A 17,748-nucleotide genomic window follows, 5' to 3' on the forward strand; every position below is an offset into this window, starting at 1 on the left:
ACTAGAAAATCAATTTTCCAGCCAATTGAATAGCACGAGAGCTGGATTGTGTTCCAGTCACAGTACCAAAACCCTGGTAGGTTCCAGGATTGTTGGGGTCAAATCCCTGTTCAATTTCTGAGTTGGGATTGGATGCGCTGGGATGGTTGAACAGGTTCGCTGCCTCAGCCCGGAATTGGAACTTCATCCGCTCCCAGATTGGAAAGCTCTTGAACAATGAGAAGTTGACGTTGCTCATGCCAGGCCCATGCAGCGGATTTCTTTCCGAATTTCCAAAGGTGTACGGAGCCGGAATCGAAAAGGCCGTTGCATCGATGCACGACGTCAGGTTCCCTGAAATATAGTGGCTCAGACCGCAGCTTGCGCGAGCGGCATGAACATAGTTAGGTCGCTGAGTATTTCCATTGGGGAGGCTGATGTTGGCTTGATCGAAGCCCAGGTTAACGTTGAAAGGCTCACCTGTCTGCAGGGTCACGATGGTGTTCGCTTGCCATCCGCCCAGAGCTGCGCGCTCGATCGCATTGCCCTTAGGAAGGGTGGGCAGGGCATACGTCGCAATGCCGACGAGGCGGCTACGGATATCCCAGTTGGAATCGCCGTAGTCCAGGCCGATGTTGTATTGATCCATCGTCGTTCCGCCATTGTTTGAGTTGTCGGAAATATCCAGATCGTGGCTCCATGTATAGCTCAACATGCCTGAGAGTCCATGCTTGGCCCGTTGACGAAGGATCGCAGTAAATCCGTTGTAGTGCGAATACTCATCATTCTGGATTTTGCGAATACGCCCAAAGAGCTGGTTAGGGCGACGAGAGTTGATATCGCCAGGCCCCGGCGTTGGAGTGTTGTCGTAGAAGTCACGATCGAGATGCAATCCATGAGATCCGAGATATTGCAATTCCATGCCCGCGCCTTGCCACAGTTCGCGGCCAACGGTTAGGTTCCATTGATAAAGGGTTTGCGTGGGCAGGTATGGTCCCATCGTTACAGCGTTGACGTAGGATCCGGGGACGCCTGCAACAGGCGATTCGCTGGCCGCACCGGGTGTTGGATTTGTAAGTGAAAGCAGGTTACCCGCAATGGTGTTGTAACCCACGGTAGCTGACAGCGGATAGTTTTGTGTTGTCAGCGTGTAGGTGTTCAGTTGGTTTGCGTTGTAGTACATGCCAAATCCACCACGGATAACCGTGCCAGGCTCCACTCGATAGGCAAAACCAATACGTGGCGCCCAGTCGTTGTGGTTCGGTCCGTTGAATTTGAACCCTTTGGCCGGGACGAAACCTGCCGCGGTTGTAGCTGTGCCTGAGGGAATCAGCGCAGTTTCGGATGCATTCAAAATACGCGCGTAACCATTCAAGCTGTAAGGCACTGTAGGCAACTCATATCGAACGCCATAATTCACCGTCAGTTTTTCGAATGGGCGCCAGTTATCCAACACAAAAAATCCATCGCGCCATTCCCCGACAGATCCCTTCGTTGGGAAAATAGGAGTCGTCGAGTTCTGTGCGTAACCAAGCACGAAATCGGCGGCGCCATAGCCGGTACTTGTCGAGCCCTGTGTGCCAGTTACGCCAGGCTGGAAGTTGAATACGCCGCGTGCATCGTTCGCTGCTTCACGTCCGATCGTTAACTTGCGCAACTCCACGCCGGCCATCAGGTTGTGCTTACCGAAGGTATAGCTCAGCTCGTCATAGCCATCGAGTGTGCGGTCATCCTGATACCAGTTGGCACTGGAATTTCCCAGCCCGTTATAGCTGTCGATGTTGAACGTAGGAATACCAGGGTTGTTGTATTTGGTGTCGGAATCAAAGCCAGGAATACCGAGCTTGGTTCCAGCGTCAGGAAGATTGTTCACTGCGAAAAAATCGAGGCTGTTGGAGATCACCGTATTGAGACCAATACGAAAATCGTTGATCAGGTTCGGAGTAATGAGATGCGTATAACCAATAGCAGTGTTGCGCGTGTTGGTAGGGCCATAGGATGCACTTGACGGAAAGATCGACCCACCAACGACATTCAGATTCTGCCAGTGATAGCGCACGAAGAGCCGGACATGTTCCCCGATGTTTTCATCAACGCGATCCAACGTTTGCGAGATCGTCAGATTGTTGGGGAAGTATTCGAGAATGTTATTTTGTGTGCCATTCTGCGTAGCTCCAGCGAGATTTGGCGTTGGAGACAACATATAGCCTTCAAGCTTCTGGGCGATTAGTCCAGCCGGGGTATTCAGTTCTGCTGCCGGAATTACATTATTGGGATAGTAAGCGCCAGTCGTTGGATCAAACAGGCATATCTGCACACCGTTGTTGGGTACGCATTTTCCCGTTGTCGTGTTGTAGCCGCCCAATGCGGAGAAGTCACCAGCTCGTTCGGCGGAGGTCAATGTAGAAGAGATGCCAGAGGACTGTTGAACCTGGTTGATCTTTTCGTATGAGCCAAAGAAGAATGTTCTGTCACGACCGCGATACACCTTCGGAATGAAAACAGGCCCGCCAACATCAAAACCATATTGGTTGTAGTGCTGTATCTGTTTGGGGCTGTCCACCGGATCGGTGAATTGGTGCGCATTTAACGAAGTATTTTGCACGTAATCATAAACTGCACCATGAATATCATTCGTTCCCGATTTACTGACCATGTTGATGTGCAGTCCAAGATACGAACCATACTGCGCTGGATAATTGCCGCTCTGCATCTGTACTTCCGAGATCATGTCCGAGCTGGGACGAGCAGGCGCGAGGCTGATCAGGTTGTTCATGATCGATACGCCATCGAGGCTCAGGCTGTTCTGAATTTCGCGTTGGCCGGCGCCGATAAAATCTTCGCCAGGAGGCACGCCAGAGTAGCTGCTCGATGGGCCAATCATCACGTTTGAGGCTGTCGCTGCGACCTCCAACGCGTTGTGGCCGATCAGGGGAAGGTCTTCGACCGCTTTAGTGTCAAAGGTTTCGCCAAGCGTCGCATCATCGGTCGAGATCGGAGGGGAACTCGCGGAGACAACGATCGATGTGCTCGTGGAGCCGACTTGCAATTTGAAGTCAGTACGCACCGCCTGATCGATGGGCACAATCTTGCCCGTCTGCGTTAGGGAAGCAAACCCCGATTCCTCAACGGTGATGTCGTAGGTTCCAGGAGCGATAAAGGTGATTGCATAGTAGCCTTGCCCGTTGGTTGATCCGGGATAAACAACCTTGGTGTCATGGTTAATCGCAGTGACCTTTGCGCCAGTAACCGGCGCGCCGGATGCATCCACGACATTGCCTACCAAGGATGTATTGTTGGCAACCTGGGCCGACAGATTCGGACTCAGGATCGCTGTTCCTAACAACATCAAGAACGACAAACACAGAAGAGAAATACGCTTCATATACTTGGTGCCTCCTCAAATTTTGAAATTGAACAAGTGTTTGAAACGATTGAGACTGAGAGTCTCTTTAGGTCCATTGCGTCCGCACGATTGCCACAACGCGGAAGATGGTTTTTGGAAAACGTTCCAGCCACGGGAAGTTGGAACTTGACGATGATTGAATATCGAGTAGCGATTGCTGTCATGAGGCAGCTAACCAGTCTTTCTACAGGTCAAATGTCCTAGAGGTTCGCCGCGAAACCCAAACCAGGACAGCACAAATCGCGGCTACTGACAGTTTTCTATTGAGGGGTATTTCGCGGAAGCCAGCCGATAATCTAGTTATAGAAAAGCATGTAAGTTACAGAGCAAAGCACTAACCATTGCTATAACTCAGTTATAGGTCGCGGGAGTCGAATCTGCGCATCCTGGAGAAATAACCGCATACGCAGCGCTTCCGCTCTTTGCGTTGCAACCAGGCGCCAATGCCTGCGAATATGATCTCCATTTTCAAGCTCAGCCAGCGCCAGCTCGTCACTCATTGCATCACGTTCCAGCCGCGCAATGCGCGCCTCAAGCGTCTGCCTGAAGCGTGGGCTGATCTCATATGATTTGCTGATTTTACTGCCGGTTGTCATCTTCAACCCTCGCGATCGAAGCACCGAAACTGCCTTGGAAGGCAGTTCGAGTACTCTCTCGATCTATGCCGATCTTAGGGCGTAAAAGGTTGCCGCGCCAGATTACGCACTCGCGAAACTGTCGATTGCAGCGGTAAGTATTACTGTCGCAAGATGAGACATCTATTCAGAGAAGTTATGTACTTCCGTGTTTCAGAAAGGACTTACTCCGGCGCCAGTGCGTAATATCCTTTGCGCACCTGGATTTTGAGATTGTCTCCCTTGCACGCCACGGCGATCTTGCGATAACTGCCGTCCACTTTCTCATTGGTCGGAGTGTAAGAGGCCACATATTGCGTGCGGAGTTCATCCTCGATCTGCTGGAAGGCGGTCTCGAGTTTTTTACCGTTGTTACCCACGTCAATCATTCGGCCGCCAGTCTCTTCGGCCATCTTCTTCATGGCTGAGTCGCCGTTAAAGCCAAAGCCACCATAAAATCCGCGGTCCGCGATCATGATCACATACACAATCACATTTGCTTTTTGCGCGGCCTCGATCGCTCCAGCGAGCTTTACTTTGCTGCCCTGATCCTCACCGTCGGTCAGAATGATAATCGCCTTGCGCCCCGTCTCACGGCTCAGCTTCTCGTTGGATGAGAGATACACCGCGTCATATAGAAGCGTGCCTTTCGGAGCGCCCTGCGTCGGCACCGGCCCCTGTCCAATTCCAGGAATTCCTGCCGATCCATTGCCGCCTGCGGTATTGATTTCGGCCTTGTCCATGGCGCGTTCCAGCAGGTGAGGACTGTTGGTGTAGTCCTGCAGCAGGTCCACATCCACATCGAAGCCGATCAGAAACGCTTCGTCCTTGCTCTTCAGCACGCGAGAAAGAAACTGGCTGCCGGAATCCTTCTCCAGCGGCAACACATGCTGCTGGCTTCCGCTGGTATCCAGCAGAATGCCCAGGGTCAACGGCTGGTTCACCTCCGCTTGAAAATTCTTGAGCTTCTGCGGCGTCTTGTCTTCCTCGACCGTGCAGTCGTCTTTGGACAGATGAGGAATGAGCGCCCCATTCTTGTCCTTCACCGTGAAATAGAGGCTGACCAGGTTCACGTTTGCTTTGAGGGTCGCGACAGGCTGGTTCTCGTCCTCTTTGGGAGCGGGTGCGTTGCTCACCGGGGCTTCGTCCGGGGACGGCGCAAGTTGAGCGAGCCCAGAGGTCGCTGAGCCCCCCAGAAGACACATCAGCGCAACTGCACCAAGCCAATTTCGCCGCATATTCAATAGACGCATTTTCAGCCCTCGAGGGAAGCATACCTGACGGATTTGAGACCAGTAGGGCCTTGGCGCGTCTGATAATCTGACGGATGCAGCAGGTATAAGTCAGAAAGAGAGGTCAGGCGTCAGGCCCACCTTTCTGTGCATCCAATAAATTGCACGTTCGAACGACGCAGCTTGCTGCGAAAAAAAAGGAAACTCTGTGAATCGTCGCTGGACTGTACTTCCTTCCGTAAGAGTCACTTGCGCACTGGCGCTGGCCCTCGGACTATCGCAACTTGCCACCCTCCACGCCCAGCAGTCGACCCACCCAGATGTGCCTGATGCACCCACTCCGCAGGCCCCCGCACCCATGTCTGACGTCAAGGGAGTCACGCCGGGTCTAGGCACTCAATCGGAGCCGCAGCCGGCACCCGCCTCCAATCCTACGAGTTCATCCGCTGGAACCTCCGAGCCGCAGTCCGCACCGCCTGCCCCGTCCGCTCAGGCGCCTGTCCCGAATACACCGGATGACGGACCAGCTCCCGACTTGCCGGCTGCTGGCAAGGGTAGAGATGAGGTCGGGATACTTTTCCGCACCTACACCAACTTCGTTGAAGTTCCCGTGACCGTCAAGGATTCCAAAGGTCAGCTCGTCGCGGGCTTGGATTACCGGGATTTCCGCGTTTTCGAAAATAATGTCCAGCAACACATCAGTCTTTTCACGGTTGATCCTGCCGCGCTCTCAGTCACGTATGTGATCGACCAGAGCGTAACCGCCGACGTGATGAGCAAAGTAAACAATTCCCTGGGAGCTATCCAGGGTGCGCTTACGCCTTATGATGACGTATCCGTTTTCACCTATAGCAATGGAGCTAAAGAAGTTACCGGCTTTACCGGCGCGCAGAGCCATCTTCTGACCGCCGTTCTGGCAATAACCCGGGCAACCGGACGCGAGGAAAGCATTCCCGTCAACTCCGGCCCGTTGGCTGGCTGCCCAATTACCAGCAATGGCGCATGCGTCGATCCCAACATTCAGCAGGGCCGCAGCGCTGGTGGCGCGGATTATATGAGCATTCCGAAAGAGATTCACACGCTGAACGACGCGATTCTGCGCGCTGCCGTGGCTCTTTCAACGCGCCCCAAGGGCCGTCGCCGCATCATTTACGTCGTCTCAGACGGTAAGGAATATGGCAGCAAGGCGTCCACCAAGGAAGTAATCAAGTATCTGCAAACCAACAAGATAGCCGTGTATGCAACAGTTGTCGGCGATTCCGCGCGTTGGGGTGAGGGCTACCTGAGCCGCTTCCATATCCCTTTCCAGATGAGGGATAACGTGCTGCCTCAATACACCCAGGCTACCGGTGGCTCGCTCTATGCGGAAAAGAGCACGAACGACATGGAAAAGAGCTACGCGCGTCTGGCCGAAGAGGCTCGCACGCAGTACACGCTGGGTTATATCAGCCACCAGCCAGCTATCGATGGCAAGTACCGTACCATCGACGTTCGCGTCAATCGGCCCAATGTCGATGTGACCGCCAAGCCTGGTTATTACCCCACGGCCCAGGACGCTCGCTAGGCGTGCCCGGCTTCATCACGGGTGGGGGCTCCGCCGCCTCAGTCAGTTTAGGGCTGGCGGCAGCCACCACCTGGGGCGGCTCTGACTTTGCTGGTGGCTACGGATCGCGCCGCAGTTCTCCGCTGCTTATCGTAGCCTCCGGCCATTCCATTACGCTGCTTGTCCTGCTGGTCGTTTGCGGCATGGGCCACCTGCCCTTTCCTCATACCACTCAATTCCTGCTGGGAGCCATCGGCGGGCTCGAAGGCTCACTGGCCCTCGCCGTCTTCTACCGCGCGCTTGCGATGGGTGCCATGGGCCTCACAGCGGCTCTCACCGGCCTGCTCACAGCGCTTGTCCCGGTAATCTTCGCACTCTGGAGCGAAGGCCTCCCACGCCCCATCGCCATCGGAGGCCTGTTCCTCGGCTGCGTCGCCATCTGGCTGATTGCCCATTCTCCAGGTCATGGCACGCCACCCCTGGCACTGATCTTCGGAGCAATCTCCGGCACCGGATTTGGGCTTCAGCTCATTTTGCTCAAGCTGGCGTCGACTGACGGTGTCATCTGGGCGCTTACCTCGGCCCGCATCGGCGGAGTTCTAGGGATTCTCGTCGTTCTACTCTTCGTACTGCCTCGCGAAATTAAGGCTGGCTCCGCACAATGGTCGGGTTTCTGGTGGATGGGCATCATCGCCGGAGGATTGGACACCATCGGCAACGCGGGCTACACGCTGGCCGCGCACAACGGTCGGCTCGATGTAGCCGCCATGGTTTCGTCCCTCTATCCAGGATTCACCATCCTCCTGGCCGCCTTCATCCTCCGCGAACGACCCACCGGCCGCCAGACTCTGGGGATGGTCGTAGCGCTGGTATCGGTCGTCCTGCTGAGTCTTTAATTCAAAGAAAAAAAAGAAACAAAAAGAGGTACAGCGTTAGCCGTACCTCTTTTGGCGTTAGAGAGAGACTCCTCAATCAGAAAAACTGAGGCGAATCACTGGCGGGTATCCCGCCCAAAATTGTCTTGCGGCAGTCCGGGAACTACTTCAGGGGACTACTTTTGTTCGATCGGAGCCGAAACAGGCTGTACCGGAGCGCTGTTCTGAGCCTGAACCGGCGGAGTCACCACGTGGTTCTGAGCCGTGTCATTCCCACCAGCATTTTTAATGCCGTCCTTGAAGCCCTTGAGCCCCTCGCCAAGACCCTTGCCGAGTTCCGGCAGGCGCTTTGCGCCGAACAAAAGAAACACGATTACGCCAATAACCAGCAGGTGTGTCGGTTGAAAAAGCTCGCCCATGATATTTCCTCCGCGGAGAGAAACTCCGCCTCTCGTCTCAGAGAGTCTTGCAAAAAGTATTGTCGCACATGCATGAAACGGCTGACCACCGTTCAAGCCCTGTGGACTTTCATAAACCCAATATATTCAACAAACGCTTCAGCGGGGCGAATGGATTGCCCAACACATCAAATTTTGACTCCTAATTCACCTGCGCAGGCTTGCCCAGCCGCTCCGTCACCATATCGAAGAATGCAGCAATACTCTCCGTATCGCCCATGGTCAGCCGCCGGTAGACCTTCATCAGCGGAAACAACCGCGAACCACGGACCTCCACCGCAGGTACGGCTGCCATGCCACCCGGATACTGGGTCATCTCCCAGCCTCCCGCGTAGCGCCGCCTCAGCACCTCGCCCAGGTAACCACCCCATAGACGTACTTCGTAGTCATAGTCGAGCTCGGAGCCTGCTTTTTCTGCCATCTCAGACAGTACCGCCTCAAACGCCACCATCGAGTCGGAGTTGTAATCGAGCCTCTGGTGATATTCTTCGCGAGCAATTGCAACCGCTGCATCGGCATACGCCGCCATCATCGCATCCAGATCCGGATACGTCGCTTGATCCAACCGTTTACGTCTGTCATTTGCCACCTGATTAGCTTAGTCCTTTCGCGGAGAATTCCCAACCACTGGCGCAAAGCGCTCAATCGCGTAAAAATAAATTACCGAGGTTTGTAGCCAATGAAGTTCCTGAAACTCTTTACCGTTATCCTGTCGCTGGCATTGTTCACCGTGCCGTCTTTTTCTGCCGAGAAGGAAATTTACCCCGCTCCCGAGCAGGCCAAAATCGATCTGGCTGCAGCTCTTAAAACCGCCAGAACCACGCACAAGCGCATCCTTCTCGACTTTGGTGGCAACTGGTGCGGAGATTGCCATGTCCTGGATATCTACTTCCACGACCCCTCCAATCTACCGATTCTGGAAAGCAATTACCTCTTGGTGCACGTAAACATCGGCCGCATGGACCAGAATGTCGCTATAGCCGATCGGTACCAGATTCCGCTCGCAAAGGGCGTCCCCGCATTGGCCGTCCTGGATGATCACGGCAAACTTCTATACAGCCAGAAAACCGGCGAGTTTGAAGCGATGCGCCGAATGCAGTCCAGCTCCGTAACCGACTTCCTGGTCCATTGGAAGCCCACCAAGCCCGGTTGCAGCGCAGTTCAAATCAACTGCTGATCCTATGCTGACCGGCAGCAATTGAATTGACTCGTCTATAACCGGCTCGCTTGTTTTAATTGACAAGAAACTCCGGGATTGTCTATTCTCCTCCCTAAGATGATTAGGGAAAAAGAAAATGATCCCGGCCAGCTCATCCAGGGCACCCTGGAGATGCTGATCCTCAAGGCTCTCGCCCGAGGGCCCGCGCACGGCTATGCCATTGCTGAGTGGATTCACCTCACCTCACATCAGGTACTCAAAGTCGAAGAGGGTGCGCTCTACCCGGCACTCCATCGATTGCAGTTGCGTGGCATTTTATCCGCAACCTGGGGAGCGTCCACGAACAACCGTCGTGCCAAGTTCTATCAGTTGACAGCTCTCGGCCAGAAGCGGCTCAATGCAGAATCGCAGCGCTGGGCGCGGCTTTCCGCCGCAGTCGCTTTTGTTATGCAAGCTTCTTAAGCAAGCATCGTCAGGAGAAACCCATGCCAGAAGGACTCCACAATTTCCTGCTCCGGCTTACCTCTCTCTTCCGCAAGTATCGGCTCGATCGTGAGATGGCAGAGGAGTTGGAGTTTCATCAAGCAATGCTGCGCGACAAAATGCTCAGCCAGGGCATATCACCGTCTGAAGCAGATGCAACCATGCGCCAGACCTTCGGCAATCCAGGCCGCTGGCATGAGCGGCTGCGTGAACTCTGGCAGTTCCGCACACTCGAAAATTTTCTCCGCGATGTGAGTTTCTCCGCGCGCCTGCTGCGAAAATCTCTCGGATTCACCATCATCGCCGTCCTTACTCTGGCGTTGGGCGTAGGTGCGAACACCACAATATTTTCGCTCATCAACGGTCTGTTGCTGCGTCCTCTTCCTGTCCCTCATAGCGAACAAATGATGGTTCTCTCCACCCATCAGCGCGACGATAAATCCCGCGCTAAATACAGCTTCAACGCTCCATATCTGCGCAGTCTTGAGCTTCGGCAGCGGAGCGGCCAGTTGCCATTCACAGATGTATTCGGCTATTTCGGAACGCTTTTCCAGGTCAAAGGCAACTCTGGAAATGAAGTAGTGCGCAGCGTTATGGTCAGTGGGCAGTACTTCAATGCGATGCAGGTTCCGCCTTTAATGGGCAGGTACCTCACGCCACAGGATGATACCGCTGGCGGCAATCCCGCGGGCTTGGCAGTCGTCATCAGCGAGCGCTTCTGGCAGAGATGGTTCAATCGCGCGCCCGATGCCGTCGGGCGCAAGCTACTCATCTCCAATCAGGTATTCACTGTTGTCGGGGTTATGCCTAAGCGGTTTACGGGAGCAGACCCAACGCAGAGCCCGGACCTGTTCACGCCCCTGGCCGCTGAGCCGATCCTCGATGCGCCTTACAGCATGATTGATAGCGCCTATCACGCGTGGTGGCTAAACATCATGGCTCGCGCAAAGCCGGGCACATCGATCGAGCAGGCCAATGCTGCCGTTGCGGCGCTTTCCAGCTCCATCATTCATGACTCGGGCGATGCTGATTTCGTAACAAATGCAATCAAGGATCAAGTGCGCTTTTCCGCCGAGTCCGGTTCTCGCGGATTTAGCTACTTTCGTTCGATGTTTCAAAAGCCGCTGGAGATAGTGTTCGTCATGTGCGGCGGCATTCTGCTGCTGGCCTGCATTAACCTCACCAGCCTGCTGATGGCGCGCAGCGCGGCACGTGAGCGTGAACTCGCCACCCGGCTTGCCATGGGAGCTACGCGTCGCAGGCTTGTTCAGCAGTTGCTCATCGAGAGCCTGATGATCGCAATGATCGGTACGGGAGTTGGACTTGCCGCAGCTCCATTTCTCAGCCGCATGCTTGCCGCCATGTTGCTCAGTGGAGCAGGCCAGCGCGCTCAACTTGATACTTCACTTGACGTGAGAGTACTGTTCTTCGCGGCGATCATTGCTGTCACCACGGCTGTTCTGATCGGGCTCGTTCCCGCACTCCGCTCTACTTCAGGCAGCCTCAGCGATCACATCAAAGATGGCCAGTACGCCCGCCAATCGCACCAGCGAAGAGCCATCCTGCCTCGCATCCTCATGGCTTCGGAAGTATGCCTTGCCCTGATCCTTGTGGCAGGCGCAGGTCTGCTCGCCACCAGTGTGATTCGACTCTATAAAGTCGGTACAGGATTCGATCCGCATGGCGTCGTCAACATCGCTCTTAGTATGGACAAGCAGCCACTCGATGGAGAAGCGCTCACGCGGCTTTACCAGCAGATCGCCGAGGGACTCAGCCGTCAGCCTGGTGTCAAAAGCGTTGGCTTCGTCGACATTCTCCCCTTGAGCGGAGCAAGTGAAACGGATGACTATCCTGACATTGCAGGAACAGAACACATTGTTTTTGGGAGTCGCATTGGCGCGGATTACTTCCATGCGATGCGCATTCCTATCCTCGCCGGGCGAGACTTCACCTGGAGCGACACGATTGCTTCCGGTTCAAAAATAATTCTGAATGAATCCGCTGCCCGCGCTCTCTTTCCTGATCGATCCTATCGCTCTGTGCCGGGCGAAAACATGCCAGGCAGTCAAAAGAAACCTGTCGAAATCATCGGTATCGTCGGCGATACCAAGTACAACGATCTACGCTCACCTGCCCCGGCCTCTGCATATTCGCCGATGACACAGAGCCCCATACATAAAGGCTCCTATACTGCCGTCATCCGTATCGAGGGCCCTGCTGCTCCGTTCGCCGCGGCCACTCGCGACCTGACTATGCGGCTTGCTCCGGATATACCTGTCCCCGTGATGACGACCATGTCCAGCGTCGTCGATGACTCCATCACCGCCGAGCGGATGATGGCTATCCTCGCGGTCTATTTCGCCGCCTGCGCGTTGCTGGTGACCGGCATCGGCCTTTATGGAACACTCTCTTACGCCACGGCAAGGCGCACCTCGGAGATCGGCATCCGCATGGCTCTGGGAGCAAAGCGCGTGCAGGTGGTGACGCTTGTATTTCGCGAAAACGCAGCAGTCGCGCTGGTCGGATCCGTCGCGGGCCTGGCTGCAGCTTTCTTCGCCTCTCGCGTACTGGCGAGCTTCCTCTATGGAACATCCGCCCGCGATCCCTGGGTGCTCGGTGGATCTGTATTAGCCCTGGTCGCTATTGCCTGCGTCGCTTCGTTGCTGCCGGCACTGCGCGCCGCTCGCATCGATCCCATGGCCGCCATTCGCTGCGAATGATGGCCAGCTTGATTTAAACCACAATAATCGAATGCCCACAGCCGATGACGTGGTTCATAAGGCGAGTCCGGTATGGCAACGGAGCAGTTTCCGCGAGGTGCAGATTCAGTCCTGCCAGTTTCGCTATGGAGTCGATTGCCCGTCGCTCGTGCAGGAGACTTGACTGATACGGAATTTCGCCGATGACGATCAGCGTTCCGCCTTGAGAGATATTGGTTCGTAAATAGTCTCTGGATTCTTTAGATGCCCCATAGAAGTCCGCGCCTGTAACACCGTTATACGATAGCCGGTGCAATGAGGCCGTGATCTCTCCGGGCGCTGGCGCATCGGCACCATGAAATAGCTTTTCGGTCACCTTCACGAGCCTGTGTGAAGACCACGCAGAGATCTGGCCCACAATGGTGATGGCAACATCCCAATCGCTGCTCAATCTGCGTCCCGGCTTTATCTTGTGGTTAGTGTCGGGAATGGACGCAGTGGAGAAGTCACGCTGCTTTCCCTTCTGCTCCAACTCGATGGAATAACTATGTGGATCAAGCAGTGAAAAGCTCTCCGGATCAGGCCACCGTTCGCATGTGGGAGCATCGAGTTCGGCATCCGTAAACAACACACCCGGCAAAAACACAGCGCCAATGGGGTGATCGTTACGCGGAGAAAATATCTCCACCCCGGTGATATTGCCGCCGCTGGTTGCAGGAACAAACAATAGCGGTCCCGCAAAAACAATATCCATTTGCGCTTTGGTTGCGGATACCTTGCTCTTCTTTGATTTATGGATGACTTTGGTTGAGGCTGGCACGCAAAGATCCTTTCAACTGCGGCGTTTCATAACCAGTGGCATAATAGGCGCCCCAGTAATAAGGATTGTTGTATTGGGGCTGAGAAGAGATGGCCTTTCTAGCTGAAGTCAAAGCCATAGCCACACTGCTCCCCTCTGTAATCTTTTGATAAAACATTGTCATTAAGGGAACTGCCGCTCCCGAATCGATCTGCCAGCGTGTCGCCACTATCTCAGGGACGCCAAGCGTACCCAGCGTCTCCACCACATCCTGCAGCGGAAGATTCGAGGATCTCTCCTGTCCCCCCGTAGCGCAGGCCGAGAGGACAGCCAGGCGGCAGGCGCGCGGTGGATATTGGCGTAGGAGCGCTGCATCGAGCCATGGCTTTGCTTCCTGGGATGAAGCGGCCAACAGCAACTCCGTTCCACTCGGCGATTGCACCGCATGACCCGCAAAATGCAGGATGGTTGCCGAGTTCAATTGGCTTGCCACCTGTGCGCGTGTCGCATCCCTGCCCAATAGAACCTGAGAAGAGTTAAGAAAGCGAGTAACAGCTCGTGCTTCCTCAAGAGCCTCGGGCAGAGGTGCCTCACCCTCTGCGGAGACAGAGGCTCCAATAATCAATGGCCGCGCGGTGATTTCAGCGTGGCTTCCTTTAGCTGCCCGGGCATTGTCGTGGTCGTCTGCATAAGAAGAATCAGCAAGAACCGAACGCGACTCGGCCAAAGGATAGGCAAGCCCCAGCGTCCCCGCCGGTGTTGGAAGAACGGTCCAGGAGAGATTTGCCAGCTCGGGATCGGGCTCTACAAGCAGGGTTGCGTCCGCGCTCATTTTCGCGGGCAGGGATGGTAGCAATCCCCCTGCAAGCCGGATACCAAGCGTGTTCGCGGTACTCAAAGTCGTATGCGGAGAACTAATCGCACGCTCCAGAATCTGTGCTGCATCCAGGACATCCCGCCGCCGCAGAGGCTTCTCGTCCCAGGTGATTTTGTCTCGGTCCATGCGATAGATCAGCACCCGGTCCAGTAGCAGAATCTGCCCGGTCAAAATGCTGTCACCGAGCTGGCGTTGTGCGGCGAGCACCCGGGATTCTTCGCAGTCCAATGCTCCGGCCGAGCACTGTGTAATGGGCAGCCTTCGGGATCGTAGGCGAAAGCGCTCCCAGAGCGCCAGGATACTTATCGGCGTGCGCCCCTGCGCCAGCCAGGTTGCAGCCAGCTCCGCATACAGATCATGATCCATCTGGGCGTGTTCGGCGTCTGTTGCCAGGTCTCCTCTGCGCACGCGCTTGCCTTCGCTGCTGCGGATATCGGTTTCGATAGTGCTGTTGGCCTGCTCAAAATGCCCCAGCGCAAGATCCAGTTGCCCACGCGCGCCGGCGTACAGCCGTGCAGCCCAGGAATCAGTTTGAACTGAGCGATGCTGAGCAGCTTGATCCAGCAGTCGCCCTGCAGGCAATAAGTCTCCACGCTCCAGCTCAGCGCAGGCCAGCAGGATTTGCGATTGGCTTAAATCAACACGTTCTATCTTGCCGTCGACGAGCTGGGTGCTTTCCTGATCGGCCAGTTTGAGTTGCCTCCTGGCATCTCCGATGGCTCCGATTCGCATGTCGGCGTTCGCCAGCTCCATATGCAGCAGTGACAGATAATGTCTATTTCCCAAAATCTCGGCTAACTCTTCCGTTTCACGTGTAAAAAGCTCTGACGAATACGCGTGTGGTGAATCTCTTTCTGTATAAAAGAGGGCCACAAAAGTCTGTAGAACTCGCATCGGGGGAGCGTCTTTTGCATAGAGTTTGCGCAGTGCCTCCAGGGTCATGCGTTCACCAGTCTCACTGTCTCCTGTGAGGAGAGAATCAGATGTTGAAACCTCTGTTCGCGCCAGCATAAGCGCGTAGTTACTCCTCCTGGATAGATCTATTGCTTTTAACGCTAAAATGCGTCCATCTGCTCGTGTCTCAGGAGTGTCATCGCAAATGTGCTCCGTGATTTCCTCCTGAGCTTCAATCCACGGATATCGGCTTCTTCGCTGCAACTCTGCAGGCTGTTTGAGAGCCCGATTCGCATAAAGCAGGCAACTAGAGAAATCCACCTGACGCTGCAAACCAAAAAGATGTTCGATCCCGGCCCGCTCTTCGCCTGCCTGAACTGCTACTTTCATTGCACTCGTAGACTTAGGGAGAGATGCAAAGAGAGTTTGAGCCTGCTCTGCCAGCCGCGCCCCGTCAGTCGCCGCTCCGCCGGCATTGTCATCTGTGGCCTGCCCAAGCAATTCCAATGCCTGGGTATAGAGAGCCGCCGTGGCTGGGGAAAGGGAATTGATGCCAGGAGAGAAAAGATCGTTAAGCCAATAATCGTGATGCTGTAGTTCTAAAGAATTCGATAATGCTTTAAGAAGCCGCCGTGCAGCCCTGCATTTCTCCTCATTGCATGGAGATCCCCGCGATCTATCCGCATCGCTCACCGCAACCGGATAAGCCATCCTGGTCAGCGTATGTAACTGCAAAGTGGATAGTTCTTCATCGAGATCGGCAAGCTGCTGCGCATTACCTGCCAGGGCGTCCATAGCCTCCGGTGTCGTCAGCATATTGTCGATGCGGGTCTGATGCGTCTTGAGGCGGTTCAGCGTCTTTTCGAGAGCGGCAAGTTTGCGCCTGCCCTCCGCTGCCCAGTGGGCATCGCGTTCGACAGTAATATAACGATTCCAGACCTCGACAGCGTTCATCATCTGGCCGCGATCTTCCATCACAATTGCTTCGTTAAATAGAACCACGGGGTCAGTCGGAGCCAGTTCATCCGCGCGCCGCATGTAATCCAGCGCAGTCGAACGATCCGATTCGCTGCCCGAAACCAGGCCACGCTGGTAGTAAGCCGAGGCAGCATCCGTAAGCAACTCCGTCGTTACCGGACCGTTCGCCAGCAGGCGATCCAGCGTGTCCGCCGCAGCGTCGTATCGCTCCTCCAGCACATCTGCCCGAGCCTGCAACTCAAGCAGCTTCGCGTTGTTCGGATCCTTTTCCAACTCCCGCGCCAACCGTGCTCGTGCATCCAGCAGCGGCGCAGATTCGTGGCCTGCCTCCGCTCCGCGCGTATGACTACCCACACGCAACACGGAGTAGGTTGCACCCGGAATCCTCAACTCAAGCGTTCGTGATTCCGAATATGCCTGTGCCAACAGGCGTTCAGGGGATGTCGCTCGCTCATGCCACAAAAAGATCGCAACCCCGAGAATTGCCGCCGCGACAGCTCCCACAGCCCACCAGATGCTCGGCTTCCCGCTCGATTTCGCCTTCGGCTTTCCGCGCCTGGGAGTAGCCGCCAACTCTCGGGCCGTTCTCTGCTGCCACTCAGCCCGCGCCGCTGCCAGTTCGGCAATCGCAATCGTCTCTTCTGCGCTTGGGTTGCCTTCCTGGCTCTGGATGCAATGCGCGAGTATCGGGCCGCAGGCGTCGCAGCCGCTGGCATGCACAAGCAGCCGCGTTGCTTCCGATTCATTCACATTGCCCAGCGCCACACCTATAAATTCTTCAGCTTTAGGACAGGCGCTGGCGACACCCTCCGCAGGCGCAGACTCCCGCTCTCCGGCAACTTGCCCCACTTGCGGAGCGGTATCCAGAAACCGAAGCAGTGTTTCCTTCGGGAACTGCAGCGGATTGTTACTTTCGTTTTCGCTCATCTGGGCGCCATACAGTCAATCGCAACAATTTCCTAAAAGCTTTTTAGGCTCGCAATTTGTGCTGGAGATAGTTTTCCCCAGCAGTAAATCAGGATTTGGTTGGCTAGCAAGAATCATATCTCGAAGTAACTTGGTAAGCCGCCGCAACGCACTCTCCACTCCCTTGGGAGTTAGGCCTATCGCCGGGATGCGAGATATGGCCTCTGCTGCGAGTCCCTGCCGGTAATATAGCCAGAAAAGGGTGCGATCCCGGTCACTCACAGAGACGGCATCCCTTCGCAGAAGGTCATCCAGCTGTGCCATCAGGATCGGCCATTCGGCTCCTGCGGAACGTGTGTCGGCGATCTTCTCAACCATGGCTTGAGCGTCAAGGGACACCGTTTGCATTCGGCCACCACGCTTCTCCGCCCGGATACGGCGGAAATAATCGGTGCCCACGGAGGCCGCAATCATGCGCATCAATTTCAAAAACGAATCATGCCCTCGATCCTCAAACTCGCGCAGGATTTTGCGATCATCCTCGCATATTTTGAGAAAGACTTCGTGCACAATTTCAGTCACGTTAAAGCTGGAAGGATCTCCCCAGGCATAGGCCACACGGCGTGCTGCCAGGGCCACAGTCGGCGTCACCAGACGCACAAACTGCTCCCATTCCGGGGCCTGCGCAGAATAAGCACAGACGCGAGCTAATCGATTTGCAAGCGGGTCTGACACAGTTGATACGTAGAGTTTATCGCAGACCCCCGGTTTTCGTATTGATACAAAAACCTTATAACTTGTTTCTGATTTTCCCCATAGCTCTACTCGTTTTGGAACGTTGCTGTG

General features: G+C 55.2%; 13 protein-coding genes. 5 read left to right on the forward strand and 8 right to left on the reverse strand.

The annotated features are described in order from the left end of the window. Position 1 precedes the first annotated feature (1 nt). The 3 genes from OHL19_RS14865 to OHL19_RS14875 all read right to left on the reverse strand — a co-directional run bounded on the left by OHL19_RS14865 (position 2) and on the right by OHL19_RS14875 (position 5,252). The gene (locus OHL19_RS14865) at positions 2-3,364 is read right to left on the reverse strand and encodes a TonB-dependent receptor (RefSeq protein ID WP_263358505.1); all 3,363 of its coding nucleotides are present in this window, start codon (positions 3,362-3,364) and stop codon (positions 2-4) included. 365 nt (positions 3,365-3,729) lie between these two features. After that, a complete protein-coding gene (locus tag OHL19_RS14870) occupies positions 3,730-3,981 on the reverse strand; it encodes a hypothetical protein (protein WP_263358506.1) in 252 nt (83 codons plus the stop codon). Positions 3,982-4,184: 203 nt separating this feature from the next. Further along, on the reverse strand, positions 4,185-5,252 hold the full coding sequence (locus OHL19_RS14875) for a VWA domain-containing protein (protein WP_263358507.1): 1,068 nt from the start codon (positions 5,250-5,252) through the stop codon (positions 4,185-4,187). A 187-nt stretch (positions 5,253-5,439) separates the two neighbouring features. Here OHL19_RS14875 and OHL19_RS14880 point away from each other — a divergent pair, with 187 nt between their 5' ends. Next, positions 5,440-6,795, forward strand: a complete 1,356-nt coding sequence (locus tag OHL19_RS14880; RefSeq protein ID WP_263358508.1) for a VWA domain-containing protein — start codon at positions 5,440-5,442, stop codon at positions 6,793-6,795. Positions 6,796-6,797: 2 nt separating this feature from the next. Next, positions 6,798-7,670 carry a DMT family transporter gene (locus OHL19_RS14885; RefSeq protein WP_263358509.1) on the forward strand — a complete coding sequence of 291 codons (873 nt, stop codon included), beginning with the start codon at positions 6,798-6,800 and terminating at the stop codon, positions 7,668-7,670. A gap of 155 nt (positions 7,671-7,825) precedes the next feature. On the opposite strand, the gene tatA is transcribed toward OHL19_RS14885, so the two are convergent. Beyond that, complete coding sequence (tatA, locus tag OHL19_RS14890; protein WP_263358510.1) at positions 7,826-8,068, reverse strand: twin-arginine translocase TatA/TatE family subunit; 243 nt, start codon at positions 8,066-8,068, stop codon at positions 7,826-7,828. Positions 8,069-8,249: 181 nt separating this feature from the next. Beyond that, complete coding sequence (locus tag OHL19_RS14895) at positions 8,250-8,696, reverse strand: hypothetical protein (protein ID WP_263358511.1); 447 nt, start codon at positions 8,694-8,696, stop codon at positions 8,250-8,252. 90 nt (positions 8,697-8,786) lie between these two features. Between OHL19_RS14895 and OHL19_RS14900 the strand changes: the two genes are divergently transcribed. The 3 genes from OHL19_RS14900 to OHL19_RS14910 all read left to right on the forward strand — a co-directional run bounded on the left by OHL19_RS14900 (position 8,787) and on the right by OHL19_RS14910 (position 12,469). After that, entirely contained in the window at positions 8,787-9,284 is a 498-nt protein-coding gene (locus OHL19_RS14900) for a thioredoxin family protein (RefSeq protein ID WP_263358512.1), read from the forward strand. Between the two features lie 78 nt (positions 9,285-9,362). After that, the gene (locus tag OHL19_RS14905) at positions 9,363-9,728 is read left to right on the forward strand and encodes a PadR family transcriptional regulator (RefSeq protein WP_317890579.1); all 366 of its coding nucleotides are present in this window, start codon (positions 9,363-9,365) and stop codon (positions 9,726-9,728) included. A 23-nt stretch (positions 9,729-9,751) separates the two neighbouring features. Further along, entirely contained in the window at positions 9,752-12,469 is a 2,718-nt protein-coding gene (locus OHL19_RS14910) for an ABC transporter permease (RefSeq protein WP_263358513.1), read from the forward strand. Positions 12,470-12,482: 13 nt separating this feature from the next. Here the strand turns inward: OHL19_RS14910 and OHL19_RS14915 are convergent, their stop codons facing one another. From OHL19_RS14915 to OHL19_RS14925, 3 genes are read right to left on the reverse strand one after another with little or no spacing between them, the layout of a single operon-like run. Further along, a complete protein-coding gene (locus OHL19_RS14915; protein ID WP_263358514.1) occupies positions 12,483-13,268 on the reverse strand; it encodes a hypothetical protein in 786 nt (261 codons plus the stop codon). Beyond that, positions 13,240-16,923 (reverse strand): CHAT domain-containing protein, encoded by a 3,684-nt coding sequence (locus OHL19_RS14920; RefSeq protein ID WP_263358515.1) that lies wholly within the window; start codon positions 16,921-16,923, stop codon positions 13,240-13,242. The genes OHL19_RS14915 and OHL19_RS14920 overlap by 29 nt, the downstream gene beginning before the upstream one ends. Before the next feature lie 15 nt (positions 16,924-16,938). After that, entirely contained in the window at positions 16,939-17,562 is a 624-nt protein-coding gene (locus OHL19_RS14925) for a sigma-70 family RNA polymerase sigma factor (RefSeq protein ID WP_263358516.1), read from the reverse strand. Between the last annotated feature and the right edge of the window lie 186 nt (positions 17,563-17,748).

Source organism: Acidicapsa ligni, assembly GCF_025685655.1.
Classification (GTDB): domain Bacteria; phylum Acidobacteriota; class Terriglobia; order Terriglobales; family Acidobacteriaceae; genus Acidicapsa; species Acidicapsa ligni.